We start from the raw sequence: 317 nt of genomic DNA, 5'->3' as shown, positions 1-317 counted from the left end.
TCAATGGTGCCGTTGCCGGTAATATCGGTGCTGTTACCTGCCACATCGCTGATATTGGCGGTGATCGTGTACGGCCCTTCTGCCAGTGCTGTTGGCACTTCGACTGAGAAGTTGCCATCGGCATCCACCGTGGTGGTAAAGGTTTGTGTATTGCCTTGATCGTCCATAACCGTGAAGTTAATAACCGTGCCTTCAACCGCATCACTTGTTCCACTGAGTGTCGGGGTGATGTCATTACTTGAGCCTGGGCTGGTAAGTACAAGTGTCGGTGCAATGGTATCTATTTCACCAGTGCCTGTGGCAGTGGCTTCGTTGCC

General features: G+C 52.1%; 1 protein-coding gene. It reads right to left on the bottom strand.

Annotated features, from left to right (window positions below; translation table 11 throughout):
- On the bottom strand, positions 1-317 hold a 317-nt coding region (locus GQR38_RS20320; RefSeq protein ID WP_240920070.1), incomplete at both ends, for an Ig-like domain-containing protein.

It is taken from the genome of Pseudoalteromonas sp. c7(2019) (genome assembly GCF_011378625.1).
GTDB classification, from domain to species: Bacteria; Pseudomonadota; Gammaproteobacteria; order Enterobacterales; family Alteromonadaceae; genus Pseudoalteromonas; species Pseudoalteromonas arctica.
This window is presented reverse-complemented; position numbering and strand designations above follow the sequence as displayed.